Source organism: Pseudoalteromonas sp. G4 (assembly GCF_028875915.1).
Lineage (GTDB): Bacteria > Pseudomonadota > Gammaproteobacteria > Enterobacterales > Alteromonadaceae > Pseudoalteromonas.
The window spans coordinates 13,910-31,209 of the sequence record NZ_JAPEHW010000051.1 but is presented as its reverse complement, the minus strand read 5'-3'; the positions used below and the strand labels follow the sequence as shown (position 1 = coordinate 31,209).

Annotated in this window: 16 protein-coding genes; 1 reads left to right on the top strand and 15 read right to left on the bottom strand. The window is 40.1% G+C overall.

Annotated features, from left to right (window positions below; all coding sequences use genetic code 11):
• Positions 1 to 68 precede the first annotated feature (68 nt).
• From ON073_RS14245 to ON073_RS14235, 3 genes are all read right to left on the bottom strand, one after another.
• On the bottom strand, positions 69 to 722 hold the full coding sequence (locus ON073_RS14245; protein ID WP_274762540.1) for a DUF2987 domain-containing protein: 654 nt from the start codon (positions 720 to 722) through the stop codon (positions 69 to 71).
• The gene (locus ON073_RS14240; protein ID WP_274762539.1) at positions 715 to 1,515 is read right to left on the bottom strand and encodes a glucosaminidase domain-containing protein; all 801 of its coding nucleotides are present in this window, start codon (positions 1,513 to 1,515) and stop codon (positions 715 to 717) included. Before ON073_RS14240 ends, ON073_RS14245 begins: the two co-directional genes overlap by 8 nt.
• Positions 1,516 to 1,588: 73 nt before the next feature.
• Positions 1,589 to 2,149, bottom strand: a complete 561-nt coding sequence (locus ON073_RS14235; RefSeq protein ID WP_274762538.1) for a hypothetical protein — start codon at positions 2,147 to 2,149, stop codon at positions 1,589 to 1,591.
• Positions 2,150 to 2,272: 123 nt separating this feature from the next.
• Between ON073_RS14235 and ON073_RS14230 the strand changes: the two genes are divergently transcribed.
• Positions 2,273 to 3,571, top strand: coding sequence for an anti-phage deoxyguanosine triphosphatase (locus tag ON073_RS14230; protein WP_274762537.1), 1,299 nt, complete (start codon positions 2,273 to 2,275; stop codon positions 3,569 to 3,571).
• Here the strand turns inward: ON073_RS14230 and ON073_RS14225 are convergent.
• The 12 genes from ON073_RS14225 to ON073_RS14170 form a co-directional block, all read right to left on the bottom strand.
• Positions 3,568 to 3,834 (bottom strand): hypothetical protein, encoded by a 267-nt coding sequence (locus tag ON073_RS14225; protein ID WP_274762536.1) that lies wholly within the window; start codon positions 3,832 to 3,834, stop codon positions 3,568 to 3,570. The two genes, ON073_RS14230 and ON073_RS14225, sit on opposite strands and share 4 nt — an antisense overlap.
• 89 nt (positions 3,835 to 3,923) lie before the next feature.
• Positions 3,924 to 4,793, bottom strand: a complete 870-nt coding sequence (locus tag ON073_RS14220; protein WP_274762535.1) for a M48 family metalloprotease — start codon at positions 4,791 to 4,793, stop codon at positions 3,924 to 3,926.
• On the bottom strand, positions 4,786 to 5,280 hold the full coding sequence (locus tag ON073_RS14215; protein WP_274762534.1) for an SH3 domain-containing protein: 495 nt from the start codon (positions 5,278 to 5,280) through the stop codon (positions 4,786 to 4,788). Before ON073_RS14215 ends, ON073_RS14220 begins: the two co-directional genes overlap by 8 nt.
• 4 nt (positions 5,281 to 5,284) lie before the next feature.
• Entirely contained in the window at positions 5,285 to 7,057 is a 1,773-nt protein-coding gene (locus tag ON073_RS14210) for an adenylate/guanylate cyclase domain-containing protein (protein WP_274762533.1), read from the bottom strand.
• Positions 7,058 to 7,098: 41 nt separating this feature from the next.
• Positions 7,099 to 9,033 (bottom strand): adenylate/guanylate cyclase domain-containing protein, encoded by a 1,935-nt coding sequence (locus ON073_RS14205; protein WP_274762532.1) that lies wholly within the window; start codon positions 9,031 to 9,033, stop codon positions 7,099 to 7,101.
• 78 nt (positions 9,034 to 9,111) lie between these two features.
• Positions 9,112 to 9,489: a Crp/Fnr family transcriptional regulator gene (locus tag ON073_RS14200; protein WP_274762531.1), complete on the bottom strand. Its 378-nt coding sequence runs from the start codon at positions 9,487 to 9,489 to the stop codon at positions 9,112 to 9,114.
• A gap of 138 nt (positions 9,490 to 9,627) precedes the next feature.
• Positions 9,628 to 10,419 carry a putative porin gene (locus tag ON073_RS14195; protein WP_274762530.1) on the bottom strand — a complete coding sequence of 264 codons (792 nt, stop codon included), beginning with the start codon at positions 10,417 to 10,419 and terminating at the stop codon, positions 9,628 to 9,630.
• 277 nt (positions 10,420 to 10,696) lie between these two features.
• A complete protein-coding gene (gene prpF, locus ON073_RS14190) occupies positions 10,697 to 11,860 on the bottom strand; it encodes a 2-methylaconitate cis-trans isomerase PrpF (RefSeq protein WP_274762529.1) in 1,164 nt (387 codons plus the stop codon).
• A gap of 18 nt (positions 11,861 to 11,878) precedes the next feature.
• Positions 11,879 to 14,473, bottom strand: coding sequence for a Fe/S-dependent 2-methylisocitrate dehydratase AcnD (acnD, locus tag ON073_RS14185; RefSeq protein ID WP_274762528.1), 2,595 nt, complete (start codon positions 14,471 to 14,473; stop codon positions 11,879 to 11,881).
• Between the two features lie 61 nt (positions 14,474 to 14,534).
• Positions 14,535 to 15,659, bottom strand: coding sequence for a bifunctional 2-methylcitrate synthase/citrate synthase (gene prpC / locus ON073_RS14180; protein ID WP_274762527.1), 1,125 nt, complete (start codon positions 15,657 to 15,659; stop codon positions 14,535 to 14,537).
• An 11-nt stretch (positions 15,660 to 15,670) separates the two neighbouring features.
• The gene (prpB, locus tag ON073_RS14175; RefSeq protein ID WP_010559978.1) at positions 15,671 to 16,543 is read right to left on the bottom strand and encodes a methylisocitrate lyase; all 873 of its coding nucleotides are present in this window, start codon (positions 16,541 to 16,543) and stop codon (positions 15,671 to 15,673) included.
• An 86-nt stretch (positions 16,544 to 16,629) separates the two neighbouring features.
• On the bottom strand, positions 16,630 to 17,283 hold the full coding sequence (locus ON073_RS14170; protein ID WP_274762526.1) for a GntR family transcriptional regulator: 654 nt from the start codon (positions 17,281 to 17,283) through the stop codon (positions 16,630 to 16,632).
• Positions 17,284 to 17,300 lie beyond the last annotated feature (17 nt).

Sequence of the window (17,300 nt, the reverse complement as noted above, 5' to 3'; positions counted from 1 at the left end):
CAAACAAATTTAACGCAGTAATAAGTAAAAGTAGCTGCTAGAAAGTAATTTATTATCCCGAGCTCAGGTTATTTAGCAATATACGGGATAACTTGTTTAATTGGTTGCGAAAAGGTCAACCTCTTATTTTCGTCTAAGGTATTTGGCGTTTGAATAGTGCAGCGATTGTCTTTGCAGCTAATAAATTCATCTGCTCCCATAGGCTTAGATGCAGGGCCGTCAAATACAAGCGTCACTCCTTTTACTTCAGGCATCATAAACGAAAACAAAGTACGCATAAAAAAGCCCGATAAGCGTCCCATCAAATCATCAAACTCGTCATAAAGCACTGCCATTTGCTTTATTGAGACACTATCTCCATATTCTTGGCTAGATTCCATTTGCATTTTAAGCTGACATTGATCAGCGCCTTTTGGCTGCACCACAATCAATGCTTTATCTTTATCTAGCGTTTCATCAAATGGCAAAAGTAATTTACTATCATTAGTATAATTTAAAGGGTATTCATTGGTTTTTGTAATGATACTGCCGCTTTCAATAGCACATGGCTTAGCGTGTTGATTAACTAGGTAAAAACCGACATCAGCACTTGCATAATCACCTTTAGACATCACTTTTAAACGGTCATAAAAGCCATCATAAGACACTACAAATTCTGCAGCATTTGCCCCTAAAGAGGCAGTCGACAGAAACAAACTTACAGCTAATATTTTTTTATTCACCGAAATACCTTTGATTCGTTACCAACATTTGATTCAACTCTTCAATATACGCATGGCCGCGCTCTGAGTAGCTGCCAAGTCCGTATAACAATTTCTCAGCAAGTATAATCTGTTCATCGTAGCGATTGCTTTGCCTTAGATCACGAAGTTGTTGATAGGCAGGATGTGTATTTATATTTCTAAAATAAGCTTTTACACTTTGCTCTAACGATTTAAACGCTGCAACCTCATGGTTACGCCCTTCGTTACGCTTATTTGGCACCATGCCACAACCTTCTTTAAAGCACCATAAACCAAAAAAATTCAAACCAATGCGAGCAAAACGTGAGGTGCCCCAACCAGACTCATTAGCTGCTTGTGTTAAAACCATCGCAACTGGAATACTGTCCACACGATTAAGTGCCACCGTTAAGCTATCTTCATTTATCTCATCAGCAATTTTGTATTCAGCGAAAATATCAGTTAAAGCAGCAATTTGATTTGTAGGAATTTCATAACCAAGCTCTAACTCCGTTAAGGCTAAGTCTACCTGCTCACGCTGGGTCAAAATACGCTTATTTTCTGCAATAACATAAGGTTTTAATAAATCGAAAAAGGCCTGCTTACGCTTTTGCACATTATGCATATTGGCAAAATCTGGCAACTTAACATTGTGAAGGGGTTTTTCTTTTATAACTGGTTTGGCTACTTCTTCTTTGTTGCTATCTAGTGACTCAGCGGATTTATCTAACCAAGGTGACAGCAACATGTAACCAAATAAACAAAATAGGATTACTTTTAACAATAACTTCATAAATAATTTTAGTAAGTAGAAATGTCTAAAAAAAGGAACAATTCTACACCAATGCGTTTGTAGACGTAAGCTTTTAATATTTAGCCCTATCCCAATACAGACTAGATTTACCGATTGTACGTAGTTGTTCGTTAAATAGTTCAAAGCTTGCAAAGGGTTTCATCTCGCCAGTTAAGCAAAACCACGTATGAGAATAGCAGTTACGTTTACTGACATGATAAGGATGATATGCAAATAATTGTGATGCCACATGATCATCATCAAATGTAAAATTAAAGCTATTACCCGTTTGGTCGCTGGCAACAAAAATATTATCGCCACTGCGATCAGCCAAAAACCGTTTATAACTTACCGCTCGAGAAAGTCCAGAACCATGCAGTTCCAATATAAGATTATCGTCAATCACTAAACCTGTATGGATAAAGCCATTATAAACGCCACAACAAACAATATTGCCCAATTCTAGCGCTACACTTTTATCACTTGGCAAACTATCACATGGGTAGCGCCCTATTGCATCGTTACTACTTAAACCATAACGACGGCGTTTATCTTGCTCTTTTAATTCGTTGCGATACATCGAATTTGCAAATACTGCCGCTGCGGAAACACCGAGTAATAATGGTAATGGCATAAATACATCTCCAAAACAGCCTTTATTAAACTATGGCACATCTTATCGCTTAATAGTGTTTTAAGTTGTTGCAATTTATGTCTAAAATAACTTTATGATTTTAATAAATTAACTAGGTAATTAATGACTGAAGAATGGTTAGCAAGACGGTATCAAGAAAACAAGCATCGCCCAGATGACAAACGTTCACCTTATCAAAAAGACCGCTCACGCATTATTCATGCGGCAGCGTTTAGACGCTTGCAGGCCAAAACTCAAATTATGGGCATTGGTGTCAATGATTTTTACCGTACTCGTCTTACTCATTCTCTAGAAGTTGCACAAATTGCCAGTGGTATTTTAGGTCAATTAAGGGCGAATCAAACCAACGATAACTTAAGTGCATTTTTACCGTGTCGCAGTTTAATTGAAACGCTTTCTTTAGCGCATGATATTGGTCATCCGCCATTTGGCCATGGCGGAGAAACGGCGCTTAATTATATGATGCGCGAGCATGGTGGCTTTGAGGGTAATGCGCAAACGTTAAGGATCGTTGCAAAGTTAGAACCCTACAGTAAAGGCTTTGGCATGAATTTAACGCGCCGAACATTACTTGGTTTTATTAAATATCCGCAGCTTATAAAGCATTTATGGCAAATCCCAACAGACAGCGGGCAAGATCGCTTTATAAACTCTACACGCTGGCTACCAGCTAAAGGCTTATATTGCGAAGAGTCCACAGTATTTGATTGGATTTTATCGCCCCTATCAAACCAGGATAAAACCACATTTACCCAGTTTGCTAAAAATAATAATGGTATTTCTCGCACGCTTTATAAGTCGCTTGATTGCTCAATTATGGAACTAGCAGATGATATCGCTTATGGTGTTCACGATTTAGAGGATGCAATTGCAACAGGCATGGTAACAGCCCATCAATGGCAAGGTTTTGTTGAAAGTCATTTAGGTGCACTACAAAAAGGCTGGCTAAAAACCAATTTACCGCGAATATCTGCACAGTTATTTTCACACGATGAAGCCGATTTAAAAGATGTAATTGGTGAGCTGGTTAACTTATTTATTACCCAAGCGCGAATTAAACAATTAGGTAAATTTGAAAGCCCACTGCTTGATCACAAGGTATACCTTGAAGATGATTTAACAATATTACTTGAAGGATTAAAGCAATTTGTCTTCAAAAATGTTATCCGTCATCCAGAAATGCAACAAATCGAGTTTAAAGGGCAAAAAATTATTTCAGATCTGTTTGCGGCTTTTGCAAGCGACCCACTTAGGTTATTACCACATACACGACAAAGTATTTACCAAAATGCAATAGAGCAAGGCGAAACAGGATATCGCCAATTATGTGATTATATTTCTTCGATGACCGATGAATACGCCATTAAAGTGCATGGTAGACTGTTTACTACTGAATACTAAGCAATTTTAGAATCGTCGTAAAACACCGTGCCATCGTCTTTCGATACAGAGCGACTACAATGCGTTTCTTGAGTGTCAAGTAATTCACTTGGACGCAAGTTACGCTCTTTTAACGCTTCGCCACAATGCGGACACACATCAATTAAACATTGTGTGCTGATATTAAAACACTTGGTACATTCAAAACAGCTCACATCCGTATCAAGTTGTGCTTGTTCTGTTTGTTGACAATTAAATAATGCATGTTCAGCCATATTTGACATTGCAAGCCTCCTTTTTTCAAAAACATAAAGAAAGGGCTTTAGTTTGACAAGCTTATTTTTTAAGCAACATTTAAAACCAGTAAAAAGTACTATTTGAAAATAGTATTTTGATAGCGAACTTGTAAGTTTTGCCCTTTAAATGCTTCAAAAGCATCAAAGGTTGCAGCTATTTTTTCTAACCGCTCTGACGGTTTTGGGTGCGTACTATAAAGACTTGCCAGTACACTGTCGGTGGGTGTTATTGATGCTATTCTCTGCAGCACCGAGGCCATAGCAAAAACGTCATAACCAGCTTTGCTCATTAAATAAATAGCTTCAATATCCGCTTCGATTTCGTCGTCTCTATCTAGCCCTTTACTATAAAGCTCCGTTGCCATCGAGCTAAGCGCCCTCGCCCATTGAGTTAAATTACGAGATGACCTACTTGCGCCACTATGTGTTTGATAGGCTTCTGCTGAAACAAATGCCACTTCAGTGAGGGCACTTTGTAAACTTAACTCTTTAATTTTTTCGACATGATGCTGTTTTGTAATATGAATAATTTCATGTGCTAACATCGCAGCAAGCTCGGCCTCACTGTCTAATTGCAGTAAGGCGCCTGAAGTAATAAATACAAATCCTGCAGGTGCTGCAAACGCATTAATGTCATCGCTATCTAGCACAGCAAATTGCCAGTTTAGCGTCGGGCGGCTCGAATGATTTGCTAAATGGCGACCGACTTTGTTCACGTATTGGTTTATCTGTTTATCTTGATGAATTGGCGCTACCGATACCAACACAGATGCTAAGTTTTCCCCTAACTGCTGCTCTTTATTTTCATCAAAGCTTTGACTTTCATAAACAGTAACCCCTTGATTTACCAAGGCACCTACATCTACTCCGGCTATTTTCACACCTGTTGCATTACAACTCACAACTAAAAATGCACAAATAATAATTAAAAAATGTTTTTTAATCATTTGGCACCTCGGCGTGCGTTAGTTTGCCATTTACAATAAATTGATTTAAATCGCGCATGTTGGGTTTAAATGAATCGAGCGGTTTCAAAAGTGCTTTATTTGGCGTGACATTATCAAAGGCATGCTTATCAAACCCCCTTATTGCGGTTGACGCGGTAGGCTTTGAATTTATTGACTCTATTAACGACACAACCCCCAAATCGCCACTCCTCCTTGGTTGAGTAGCCAGTTGAACAGCAAGCATTTTAACCCAAGCAGTAGGCTGTGTTTGTTCTTCAACAAAATACCAAGCACGGTGACGTTTGCCGATTTGTAATGGATCGCCAACTTCTTTCGATGCGACCACATCACTTTTAATTGAAGGCTCTGTATAAAGGTTTGTTGCCATCGCAACAATTGCAGGTTTACTGTGAGAAGGTGTTTCTGTTTTTGCAATACATAACAAAGGAAAAAGAGTTAACATTAACAAATAAGTTATTAGTTTCATTTTACTATCGCTCCGGCGTTAGTAGTTCCACAGGTTCTTCACGTCCTTTTACGGTTGCTTTGTCAACATACTGAAAGTTGAGGTTCGTCCTTTGTGCGGTTTGTTTTGACACTAAAATACGATTACTAGCCTTGGTTAACCCTTCAATACGACTGGCTAAATTAACTGTGTCACCAAGCACAGTATAGTCTAAACGCTGATCGGTGCCGATAAATCCACACATTACTTTGCCACTGTGAATGCCAATACCAATGTCTAAAAACTGGTATTTCTTCGCTAAACGGGCTCTAAAGTTTAGTAAGTTTTTCTCCATTTCAAGTGCAGCTAAAATCGCTTGTTCTGCATGATTCTCAGATTTTAAAGGCGCCCCCCAAAAAGCCATTACCGCATCACCGATAAATTTATCAAGTGTGCCATTATGCTTAAAAATTGTTGCTACTTGCATCGACAGGTAATCATTTAAAAGTGCAACAACTTCAGTTACATCGTGTTTTTCAGAAAGTGCGGTGAAATTACGAATATCGCTAAAAAGAACGGTTACTTCAACGATATCGCTGCTGCCATACTGCGCGATATTTTGATGATCTAATAAATTTTTAACCACATTTGGGTCTAAAAATCTGCCAAACAATTTATTGGCATATTGTTTTTCAAGGTATTGACCATAACTGTGCATTAAAAATTGTGAAATATAGGCAAGCCCAACAGCGCAAATTAGCGTACCAAGCGGTAAATCACTATGTGTTTTTGCTAAATAACAATAGCCTTGCCAAAGCAGTAAAAAAAGAAGGGCTAACACCACGGTCGATAAGCAAAATTGCCTAACTAATGATAATTTAAATAAATAAACCCAGCTGATCAATATCATCAGCACACCTGCCGATGAGATAACAACTACACTGCTTAGCTGATTGTAATATTCATTATTTAAATAATTAGACACTGCATTTGCAATAACGAACACACCTGGTTCACTATTAGAAATGGATGTTGCAACTTCATCGAATAATCCAGCTGCCGTAGCGCCAATTAGTATCTTTTTGTTTTTAAACTCCTTTAAGAAAGTGCTGTTTTCATTCACTACCGCATTGTAAATATCAGCATAACTGTACTGCTTAAATTGATCTTGATGTTGCCATTTCAGTTTAATTGTATTGCTCAGCAATAAACTTGTTGATGGAGCATTCGCTATTAGTGCACCGAGTGATAAATAGGTATCGTTATTCACCCTTATTTTAGATAAATATTGTCTTACTACAGCATCGTTTTGCCTGAAGACATTAACACTGCCTATTTTCTTTTCGCCTGGCTTCTTGGTAAAAGGAAAAAGCGCTAAACGATATTCACTTTGCTTTGCTTGATTGGAAGTTTCTAAACCTAGCAGGGCTAAATAAACATTGTTTGCCTCATTCAATACTTGTTCAAAATAGAGATCATCATCAGGACGATAAATATCAGGTTCATTAAACAGTACATCAAAGGCAATCACGCTTGGTGAGTAACGATTTAATCCCTCGATTAGTTCAGCATGAACGCTTCGTGGCCAAGGCCAGCGCCCCGCCACACCTTTCATTAATTCAATGGACTTGTCATCAATCGTGATGATAACTAACTCTTGCGAGGGTATGCGGTGATTCACTTGATTACGCTCCCGCAAATCAAAGAGCGTATTATCTAAAGGCAAAGCAAGCTCAAAAAAATAAAGGATAAGCCAGATAACAAAGGCAAATATGCAAGTGAAAACAGTGTGTAATTTCTGGCGGTGCTGAAAAGTCATAGCTTATTTAAAAAGAGGAATTCCCTTTTAAGCTTAGCAAACTATTTGTTTTTTAAATGAGTTTCACCTTGCCTATCACCACTAAGCATATTCACTTCACTTTGGGACATACGCTGCAAAAACAGTTCGGCTAGTATTTCAAAGTCTGAGCAGTCTTTTAACTCATTGTATAGCTGCTTAGCATATTGCCAATCCTGGGCATTATATGCTGAAAAGGCCAATTTGAGCTTATCGGTTAATAACGTATTTGGAAAATAACCATATACTTTGGTTTTTTCAGATTTACCTTTGTGAAGCACATCATCAATTAAAACAAATTGGTGTTTTTCTTCTAATTTCAGATAAAGTGCTTCGCCAATCAGTATATCAGTGCCGTATAGCCTGTTTGCACCTTCTAAACGTGCCGCTTGATTAACCGTATCACCGATGCAAGTGTAATCAAACAACACATCTGAACCTAAGTGACCGACGATCGCTTCACCCGAATTTATACCCATTCTTAAGCGAACAGGCGGTAATCCGCGTGTGTTTAATCTATCCGTTAACTTCTCGCATTTTTGATGCATTTCAATAGCTGCAGCAATGGCTTTTTCAAAATGAAGAGGCTCAGCCACAGGCGCACCCCAAAATGCCATTACCTCATCACCAATGTATTTATCAATTGTGCCACCGTGTTTAACAATTATTTTGCTAAGCGCTGTCAGTATTTCATGCAAAATATCTGCAACTTGCTCAGCTTCAAGTTGTTCAGATAGTTTTGTAAAACCAGCCAAATCAGCAAATAACACGGTGATTTCTTTACGCTCACCGCCTAGTTCTAATTTATCTGGATCATTCATTAGATCATCCAACACTTGGCTTGATACATATCGTGAAAAAGCGCGTTTTATAAAGCGACGTTGTGCTTGTTCTTTTCTAAAACCAATAATGAAATAAAACAAATAACAGCTAAACACTAACAGCACTAAACTTAACGTAGGTAAATAAACTTGGTTATAAAATGCCAGTAACGATCCCCCCCCAATTAACAAAAGCATTTTTACCAAACCTAACAGCGATTTTTTGATACTTGCAGCTGTAAAAAACATAATTGCAAGCAGCATTACAACAAGTGAGATAAAAATAAATTGCCAATCTAGAAGGGGCTTTAAAAATAAATCGTGCCTGATATTTTCAATGAGGTTTGCATGCACCTCTATTGCTGACATGGTGTTGCCCTTAAATTGTGTAAAAGGCGTTAAGTATTGATGCTCGTTTTTAAGTAAAAGGCGTGTTTTTGTATAAGTATTCAATCCCACCAATACAATTTTATCGTTAAACACACTATCTGGAAGCCTAACAGTGTCAGCTGCTTGAACGTAAGAAACCGTTGGGAAGGTATGCTTATCACCGACAAAATGGATACGGCCACTATCTGCCAAAGGTTGTTCACCAAACAATAGCCAAAGACTACCTTTTACAAATGGAATTTCGCGCACAACACCATCTAAGTCTGAAGTTATTTGTACCTTTGCCGATTTTGCTCCGGCTTTTGTGTAACGGGATTTAAAATCTGTTAACGGCTTTGTAAGCAGGTATTCTTCGCCAATATAAATGGGTGTTTTACTGACTTTAACTGCATTTAAAAAGTCAGTGGCGTTTTCCTCTAATTTAACATCCAAATTTCTAAATAAGGCTGAATCAAAATAAACAACTTTCGCACCGGCCTTTTCAAGGCGATTTATCACATAAACATAATAATCTAATGGCCAAGGCCAGACAGTTTGGTAATGTAACAAACTTGCTTCATCAATCGTGACAAGCACAATATCTGTGTTGGATAACTTTGGCGAAATCAGTCTAGATTGACTATCAAAGAGGAAGTTTTCTAATTGACTATAAATTGATGTAAAACTAAAGAAATAAACAAATACAACACTAAAAAAAGCAGACAAGCATGCATTAAACATCCAATACTTTTGTGCCTGCTTTAGCATTAACTTTCCTTGTAAAGCGGCTAACTATTTGGTTAGCACACTGTGTATTTATAAAGTAAAACGATACCGAGCAGGTAACTATTCGGTTTCAGCTTCAAGAAGCGTTACAGGCTCCATTAATCGTTCAGTTGTTTTCTCAAGGCGTACAGCTAAACCTTCAATAATACGCGCTGCTACACCGGAGTTATTAGTAAGCATTTCTTCAAAGCGTGCTCTTTCATATACCTGTAAAACAGAGTCTTCTGCCGCAATAGCCGTACAACTTCTTTTCGATCCGGTAATAATTGCCATTTCACCAAGAAACTCACCAGTACCAAAATAACCCAACACAATCGACTGACCCATTTTTGACTTGATCAGTTTAATTTTACCTGAGCGAACAACATACATGCGCTCAGCCTTGTCACCTTGTTTAAATAAAGTTTGGCCGCTATTTAAAATTAATTCTGTACTCATTACTTGTCCTTAATCGAGCAAAAAAAAATTATCACTATTTTAAGCTGTTAAGTCTATGGTTTATTTAGAATCTTGAATTTTTCGATATAACAAAAAAAAGGAAGCAATGCTTCCTTTAAGTATCATTTGAAAATGTTTTTAAAACTGTGCCGTTAAGTTAATTTGATACATATCGTAATCAAAATCGCTATCTAGATTTGTACCGTAGCTGCCCGATAAAGCCCAATTGGTATTAAAGTAATAACGTCCACCAATTTGAATATCATCTGATTTATTAACTGATGCAAATACTGATAAACCTTTATTAAAATAGTAGTTTGAACCTAATAACCAATGATCAAAATCACCCGCATCAATATCAAGATTTACTGTTAAGTAACGGCCTTGACCAAGCTCTGCATAATATTTGGTATCTAGGCTAAAGAAATCAAATTCTTCATCAACTGATGCAGTAAAACCAACATAATCCGTTGTGTTTAAGCTTAAATTGTACTGTGCAGTTGCATAAAAACTGCCATCGATGCCTCGCGCATCAGAATCACGGTAGTGAATGCGTGCAATTAAGTCAGGTGTAAATAAATAGCCAAATGAAGCCTCATAATAATCTACATCACCCCAATTTGAATCTGCATTATTGTAGCTTGCACCTGCTACAAAATTATTGAAGAAGTATTCACCGCGCACACCAATTGTATCAACATCATCATTGTCGTTGTAAAACGCACCGATGTTAGACTTGGTGTTGATGTAAGAAAATTCATTGTATGGACCAAGTGCTTGTCGCGCATCAAAATAATATAGCGTTTCGATGTGAAACAGGTTGTCTTCTTCAATGTCAGCATAAGCGGCGTGACTAATAGATTGATACTCATTTGCGCACGTTGCAAATGATGAAAGAGTAATTAAGCCCGCCAATAGTGTTTTATTCATGCTACTTTCCTTGTGTAGTTGTTGTCTCGACGGTGGCTATTATAAAAAGCCCTATTTAATGCACAACCGCACGTTTATTCGCATAAAATCAATAGTATGAATATTCTAATCATTATTTATTAAAAAATAGTCAGATTTCACCTCAATTTTACAATTATCACGTATTTGTCGTTCGCTTGAGGGTTATTTCCTACAGTGTTTTAGGATAAAACCACTAATCTAAAAATGAAAAAGGGAAGTCGAAACTTCCCCCTTACTCTTTGTTTTTACAGTGCATTTACAAAGGTACGTGTAATACCCCTTCCATTATGACCCTTGCACTTCGGCTCATACTGGCAAATTCTGCTTGCCAGCCAGTGTCAGTTTCAGTTGTTTTTGCACCGACTTTCATGGTACCTGATGGATGACCAAAGTTCACATCTGAAATATCACCGCCACCAGCAGCTAAATTTACTAATGTGCCTTTTGTCACAGCAGCGCAGGCAATCGCAACTGCTGCTGTGCCCATCATCGCATGATGTAGCTTACCCATTGAAAGCGCGCGCACATTTAAATCAATGTCAGCGCTTTTTACCATATCGCCGCTTGAGCTGATGTAATCTTGCGATGGAGAAACAAACGCAATTTTTGGAGTGTGCTGGCGCGTTTTCGCTTCACTCGCATCGCTAATTAGCCCCATTTTAAGCGCCCCTGCGATTCTAAGCTTCTCAAAAAAGGCTAGCTTGTCACTATCGCTGTTAATGTCTTCTTGCAGCTCCACACCACTGTAGTTAATGTCATGACTATTAACAAAAATAGTTGGAATACCCGCGTTAATCATAGTTGCTGGAATATCGCCTAACCCGTCAACCGATAACGTATCGACCAAATTCCCGGTTGGGAACATGTTTTCGCCCACTGGGGATGGCGCAAGGAATTGTACTTTAATTTCGCTACTCGCAAATGCGACACCATCAAGTTTAAAGTCGCCAAATTCATTTACTTCCCCGTTTTTTACGGGTACTTGCACCACCAGCGTTTTTTCGATGTTTTTCTGCCAAATATGCACTTCAACATCACCATTTTGCGGAATACGCGACGCATCCACTAACCCATTGTTAATCGCAAATGCGCCTACAGCAGCCGTTAAGTTACCGCAGTTACCACTCCAATCAACACTTGGTTTATCGATTGCAACTTGACCAAATAAGTAATCAACGTCGTGATCCGCTTTCTCGCTTTTAGCGACAATCACTGTTTTACTGGTGCTGGACGTTGCACCGCCCATACCATCTATTTGCTTCTCGTAAGGATCAGGGCTGCCAATCACACGCATTAGTAACTTATCGCGAAATTCGCCGGGCGCTTGCGCTTCAAGCGGTAAATCGCTTAGCTTAAAAAACACCCCTTTACTGGTGCCGCCACGCATATAAGTTGCAGGGACTTTATATTTTGTTGTCATAGTGAGGTATAGCAGCGATTAACTCGCTGCTGTCTCCGCTAAAAAGTCTTGTGCAAAGCGTTGCAATACACCACCCGCACTGTAAATAGAGACTTCTTCGGCTGTATCTAAACGACAGGTAACCGGAACCTCTACCACTTCGCCATTTGCACGATTGATAATCAGCGTTAAATCACATCCTGGTGCAGGCACGCCTTTTACATCGAAGGTTTCTGTACCGTCAATTGAAAGCGTTTTACGTGTTGTGCCAGCTTTAAATTCAAGCGGCATAACACCCATACCAATTAAGTTAGTACGGTGAATACGCTCAAAGCCCTCTGCCACAATGGCTTCAACTCCAGCTAGACGCACACCTTTTGCCGCCCAGTCACGAGATGAACCTTGGCCGTAATCAGCACCGGCAATAATAATTAGCGGTTGTTTACGTTCCATATAGGTTTCAATTGCTTCCCACATACGCGTTACTTTGCCTTCTGGCTCAATACGCGCAAGTGACCCTTGTTTTACTTCGCCGTTCTCAATCACCATTTCATTAAACAGCTTAGGGTTGGCAAAAGTAGCTCGCTGCGCTGTTAAGTGATCGCCTCGGTGAGTTGCATACGAGTTAAAGTCTTCTTCTGGTAACCCCATTTTGGCAAGGTATTCCCCTGCTGCACTGCTTGCTTGAATAGCATTAGACGGTGATAAATGATCGGTTGTAATGTTATCGCCAAGTACAGCAAGCGGACGCATGCCTGTCATAGTACGAGGTTTTGCAAGTGCGCCTTCCCAATATGGCGGACGGCGAATATAAGTACTCATTTCGCGCCAATCATATAGTGGGTTATTGTCTTCGCCGTAATCCACGGTTAAATCGAACATTGGCGTATAAACTGCGTTAAATTGCTCTGGCTTAACGCTTTTTGCAATTACCGCGTCAATTTCTTCATCGCTTGGCCAAATATCATTTAAGCGAATTTCTTTACCCTCAGCCGATACACCCAGTACGTCATTTTCAATATCAAAACGAATACTCCCAGCAATTGCATAGGCAATAACCAGTGGCGGCGACGCTAAGAACGCTTGATTAGCATGAGGGTGAATGCGGCCGTCAAAGTTACGGTTACCTGAAAGTACGGCAGTAGTATATAAATCGCGCTCAATAATTTCTTGTTGAATAACAGGGTCTAGCGCGCCACTCATACCATTACACGAAGTACAGGCAAAACCCACAACACCAAAGCCTAAGCTTTCAAGCTCTGGTAATAAGTTTGCTTCTTCCAAATAACTTTTAACCACTTTAGAACCCGGCGCAAGCGAAGATTTAACCCAAGGCTTACGGGTTAAACCGAGTTTATTTGCATTACGTGCAATTAAACCTGCGGCAATCATATTGCGTGGGTTTGATGTATTGGTACAGCTAGTGATAGCTGCCACAATTACCGCACCATCTGGCATTTGCGTATCTGTATGCGAATAATCACCCAGTAAATCAGTGTTTTTAAGTTCATTGGTTGCTACACGGCGATGCGGGTTAGAAGGCCCTGCGATATTACGGCCAACCGCACTTAAATCAAAGGTCAATACGCGCTCGTATTTCGCCTCAGTCATTTCAGATGCCCAAAGGCCTGTGGTTTTTGCGTATTCTTCGACTAGCTTAATTTGACTGTCTTCACGGCCTGTTAGCTTTAAGTAATCAATGGTCTTTTCATCAATGTAGAACATGGCCGCTGTTGCGCCGTATTCTGGCGTCATATTTGAAATGGTTGCACGATCACCTAAATTTAAGTGCTGCGTACCTTCACCGAAGAATTCAAGGTATGTAGACACCACTTTTTCATTACGTAAAAACTCGGTAATTGCTAACACAATATCGGTTGCTGTAATACCAGGCTTACGCTCACCCACAATTTCAACACCGACAATGTCTGGTAAACGCATATACGATGCACGGCCTAACATTACGCTTTCAGCTTCAAGGCCACCCACACCAATCGCAATAACACCTAATGCATCAACATGCGGTGTATGGCTGTCTGTGCCCACTAAAGTATCTGGGAAGGCAACGCCATCACGCGCTTGTACAACAGGCGACATTTTCTCAAGGTTGATTTGGTGCAAAATACCGTTACCTGGTGGGATAACATCAATATTTTTAAATGCCGTTTTAGTCCAATTAATAAAATGGAAGCGGTCTTCATTACGGCGATCTTCAATCGCGCGGTTTTTTTCAAACGCGTCTTTATCGTAACCGCCGTGCTCTACCGCAAGAGAGTGGTCAACAATCAGCTGTGTTGGTACTACAGGGTTAACTAATGATGGGTCACCGCCTTGCTCTGCGATGGCATCACGAAGGCCTGCTAAATCCACCAGTGCGGTTTGGCCTAAAATATCGTGACACACCACGCGCGCAGGAAACCACGGAAAATCAAGGTCGCGCTTGCGCTCAATCAATTGTTTTAACGAATCAGTTAGCATTGCAGGTTCGCAGCGGCGAACTAAATTTTCAGCAAGCACTTTTGAGGTGTAAGGTAATTGTTGATAGCTCCCCGGTGAAATGGCATTCACCGCAGCTTCAACATTAAAATAATCTAGGCCGGTATTGCCTAGCTTTTGACGGTATTGGGTATTCATATGGGCTCCACAACAAACTCGGAGTAAAGGCATGCTAGGCATGCCTTGATATAATGCGACATTAACGCGCTGAAATAGGTGGTACTTCGCGTGCTTCTGGGCCTGTGTAATCAGCACTTGGGCGAATAATACGGTTATTAGCACGTTGCTCTTTCACGTGTGCTGTCCAGCCTGTTACACGGCTCATTACAAAGATTGGCGTAAATAACGCTGTTGGAATACCCATAAAGTGATATGCCGATGCATGGAAGAAATCAGCATTACAAAATAGCTTTTTCTCACGCCACATTACTTCTTCACAGCGTACAGACACTGGGTAAAGCACGTCATCGCCAACTTCTTTTGCAAGTAATTCAGACCACTTTTTGATGATTACATTACGCGGGTCAGACTCGCGGTAAATTGCATGGCCAAAACCCATGATTTTTTCTTTACGCTCAAGCATGCCCATCAGTGCTTCTTCAGCTTGATCAGCACTTGTGAAATTCTCAATCATTTCCATTGCGGCTTCGTTTGCACCACCGTGCAGTGGGCCACGCAGTGAGCCAATTGCACCGGTTACACATGAATGCACATCAGACAGTGTTGATGCACATACGCGTGCTGTGAAAGTAGATGCGTTGAATTCATGCTCTGCATATAAAATTAGCGATACATTCATTACCTTAGCAAATAGCTCGCTTGGTGCTTTGTCGTGTAATAAATGTAAGAAGTGAGCGCCAATTGAATCGTCATTAGTTTCAACATCAACACGTACACCGTCGTTCGAGAAACGATACCAATAACAAATAATACTTGGGAATACCGCAACCATACGGTCGATATGGTCGTTCACATCGTTAAAGTCGGTTTCCATTTCAAGGTTGCCTAGCATTGAACAACCGGTACGCATTACATCCATTGGGTGCGCTGATTTCGGAATAGATTCTAGAACGGTTTTAAGTGCCGCAGGTAAACCACGAAGTGATTTTAGTTTCGCCTTGTACTCATCAAGTTGTGATTGATTTGGTAATTCGCCACGGCTTAAAAGGTACGATACTTCTTCAAATTCAACTTTATCTGCAAGTTCTGAAATATCATAACCACAATACGTTAAACCACTGCCTGATTTACCTACTGTACATAACGCTGTTTCACCAGCAACTTGACCACGTAATCCTGCTCCGCCTAATGCTTTATCTACCATTTTCCTGCCCCTTATTTATTATTCTGAAAAAGTTTATCAAGTGTGTTTTCAAACGAGTGGTAATCTAAGAAGTCATACAACTCGGCGCGGGTTTGCATTGAATCAATTGCGTTTGCTTGCGAACCTTCACTTAAAATAGTGTTGTACACATTAAGCGCCGCTTTATTCATTGCTCTAAACGCACTTAGCGGATAAAGCACCATGCCTACACCCACTTCTTCTAATTGGGTTTTTGAATAAATTGGTGTTTGGCCAAATTCAGTAATATTGGCAAGAATTGGTACATTAAGCGCATCGCTAAATGCTTTATAGTCAGCAAGGTCGTGCACAGCTTCTGCAAAGATTGCATCGGCACCTGCTTCAATACATGCTGCAGCGCGGTCGATTGCGGCATTTAACCCTTCTTTTTGAAATGCATCGGTACGCGCCATAATGTAAAAATGCTCATCCGTTTTTGCATCAACCGCCGCTTTAATGCGGTCAACCATTTCTTGCTGACTTACGATTTCTTTATTTGGACGGTGGCCACAACGCTTTTGCGCAACTTGATCTTCAATATGAAAACCCGCTGCACCTGCTTTTGTCATTTCTTTTACGGTACGCGCAATATTAAATGCGCCGCCCCAGCCTGTATCGGCATCTACGAGTAGTGGTAAATCAGATGCACTGGTAATACGGCGAATATCTTCAAGCACATTATCTAAGCTTGTCATGCCTAAATCGGGTAAACCGTAACTTGCGTTGGCAACCCCTGCGCCTGATAAGTAAATGGCTTTATGCCCTACCTTCTCTGCCATCATTGCAGTATAGGCATTGATAGTGCCGACCACTTGAAGCGGTTGGTTCTCTGCTAATGCTTGGCGAAACTTCAAACCTGCTGACATGTATGTCTCCTTTGAACGGTATTTTTATATTTGTACGCTAGCGTTACGCTAACTAAATTTGTTTACACTTTTATTGGCATCACGCATTACTGAAACTTACGTTCAATATTGTTACCTGACGCCGCGATATGTCTTTTCATTAATAATTCGGCTAGTTCGCCGTCGCGCGCTGCAATGGCATTAATAATAGCCAAGTGCTCATCAAATGCTTTGCTAACACGTGGGCCATTCATGCCCATCTGCACTCGGTACATACGCACCAATTGATATAACTCATTACACAACAAGTTAATTAAATGGCTGTTTTTGCTGCCTTTGATAATGCGGTAGTGAAAATCTAAGTCACCTTCTTCTTGGTAGTAAGACTCTCCTTGGCGCACCCGTTGTGTCGACAAATGTTCATCAAGCAAGGCTTTTACCTGATTGATTTCATCGTCTGTCATATTGGTTGCTGCTAAACGGCACGCCAGCCCCTCAAGGGCGCTACGTACTTGATAAATTTCATCTAACTTTTCTGGAGTAAGCGAAATTACACGGCAGCCCACATTGGCTTTACGCTCTATTAAATGGCAGCTTTCTAAACGATTAAGCGCTTCACGCAAGGTCGCGCGGCTAACTTGATGCTTTTTGGAGAGTTCAGGCTCAGAGATTTTTGAGCCTTGCGCTATTTCACCTTCCACAATGGCTTGGCGAATGTCGACAAAAACTTTATCTGACGCTGTTTTTACTTCATTTTCCAATTTAAAACCTAACTATT

Excerpts from the sequence above, each read along its gene's own strand:
- ON073_RS14240 (WP_274762539.1), bottom strand. The coding sequence starts at position 1,515 with ATGAAGTTATTGTTAAAAGTAATCCTATTTTGTTTATTTGGTTACATG.
- ON073_RS14235 (WP_274762538.1), bottom strand. The coding sequence starts at position 2,149 with ATGCCATTACCATTATTACTCGGTGTTTCCGCAGCGGCAGTATTTGCA.
- ON073_RS14230 (WP_274762537.1), top strand. The coding sequence starts at position 2,273 with ATGACTGAAGAATGGTTAGCAAGACGGTATCAAGAAAACAAGCATCGC.
- ON073_RS14225 (WP_274762536.1), bottom strand. The coding sequence starts at position 3,834 with ATGTCAAATATGGCTGAACATGCATTATTTAATTGTCAACAAACAGAA.
- ON073_RS14220 (WP_274762535.1), bottom strand. The coding sequence starts at position 4,793 with ATGATTAAAAAACATTTTTTAATTATTATTTGTGCATTTTTAGTTGTG.
- ON073_RS14215 (WP_274762534.1), bottom strand. The coding sequence starts at position 5,280 with ATGAAACTAATAACTTATTTGTTAATGTTAACTCTTTTTCCTTTGTTA.
- ON073_RS14210 (WP_274762533.1), bottom strand. The coding sequence starts at position 7,057 with ATGACTTTTCAGCACCGCCAGAAATTACACACTGTTTTCACTTGCATA.
- ON073_RS14205 (WP_274762532.1), bottom strand. The coding sequence starts at position 9,033 with ATGCTAAAGCAGGCACAAAAGTATTGGATGTTTAATGCATGCTTGTCT.
- ON073_RS14200 (WP_274762531.1), bottom strand. The coding sequence starts at position 9,489 with ATGAGTACAGAATTAATTTTAAATAGCGGCCAAACTTTATTTAAACAA.
- ON073_RS14195 (WP_274762530.1), bottom strand. The coding sequence starts at position 10,419 with ATGAATAAAACACTATTGGCGGGCTTAATTACTCTTTCATCATTTGCA.
- prpF (WP_274762529.1), bottom strand. The coding sequence starts at position 11,860 with ATGACAACAAAATATAAAGTCCCTGCAACTTATATGCGTGGCGGCACC.
- acnD (WP_274762528.1), bottom strand. The coding sequence starts at position 14,473 with ATGAATACCCAATACCGTCAAAAGCTAGGCAATACCGGCCTAGATTAT.
- prpC (WP_274762527.1), bottom strand. The coding sequence starts at position 15,659 with ATGGTAGATAAAGCATTAGGCGGAGCAGGATTACGTGGTCAAGTTGCT.
- prpB (WP_010559978.1), bottom strand. The coding sequence starts at position 16,543 with ATGTCAGCAGGTTTGAAGTTTCGCCAAGCATTAGCAGAGAACCAACCG.